Annotated in this window: 1 protein-coding gene; it reads left to right on the top strand. The window is 28.7% G+C overall.

The features are described 5' to 3' along the window. Nucleotides 1-51: 51 nt before the first annotated feature. Nucleotides 52-533: transposase family protein (locus JX287_RS08160; protein ID WP_204644388.1), on the top strand; the 482-nt coding region annotated here is incomplete at its 3' end.

The following is a 533-nucleotide window of genomic DNA, read 5'->3' as shown; positions in this document are numbered from 1 at the left end:
CTTTATAATTTAAGTATGAGCAAAAAATCAAGAAAGGAAATTTACATTCATATGTGTAATTATAGCAAATCTCTTAAAACAACGCTACAAATAACTGACGAAAATATAAAAATTCTAGATAAAACAGAGAAAATTGAAATAAATGGTTGTATACATCTAGTTTATTACGGGGTATTGGAAGCTTCATCTAGCTCTTGCCCTCATTGCGGAAAATGTGAGATAACTAATAATGGTTATAGAAAAGTAAAGGTTAAAATGCCAACTATTTCTGACAAATCAGCTATCTTATACTTAAATAAACAACGCTTTATATGTAAAGATTGTCGTAAATCCTTTACAGCTCAAACTACTGAAGTTAGGAAGAATTCTAATACTTCTAAAAATCTACGAGCTGGAATTATTAAAAGGTTATCTAAAGAGAATACTTCAAAAGAAATAGCTGAGTCTTGCGCTGTATCTACTAATACTGTATTAAGAATACAGTCTGATCTATCTAAAACTCTAGAAAGACCTAAAACTTTACCTTATTATAT

Source organism: Gemella haemolysans, assembly GCF_901873445.1.
GTDB classification, from domain to species: Bacteria; Bacillota; Bacilli; order Staphylococcales; family Gemellaceae; genus Gemella; species Gemella haemolysans_C.
Note: the sequence above shows the minus strand (reverse complement) of the source record. Positions and strands in the feature narration are given on the sequence as shown.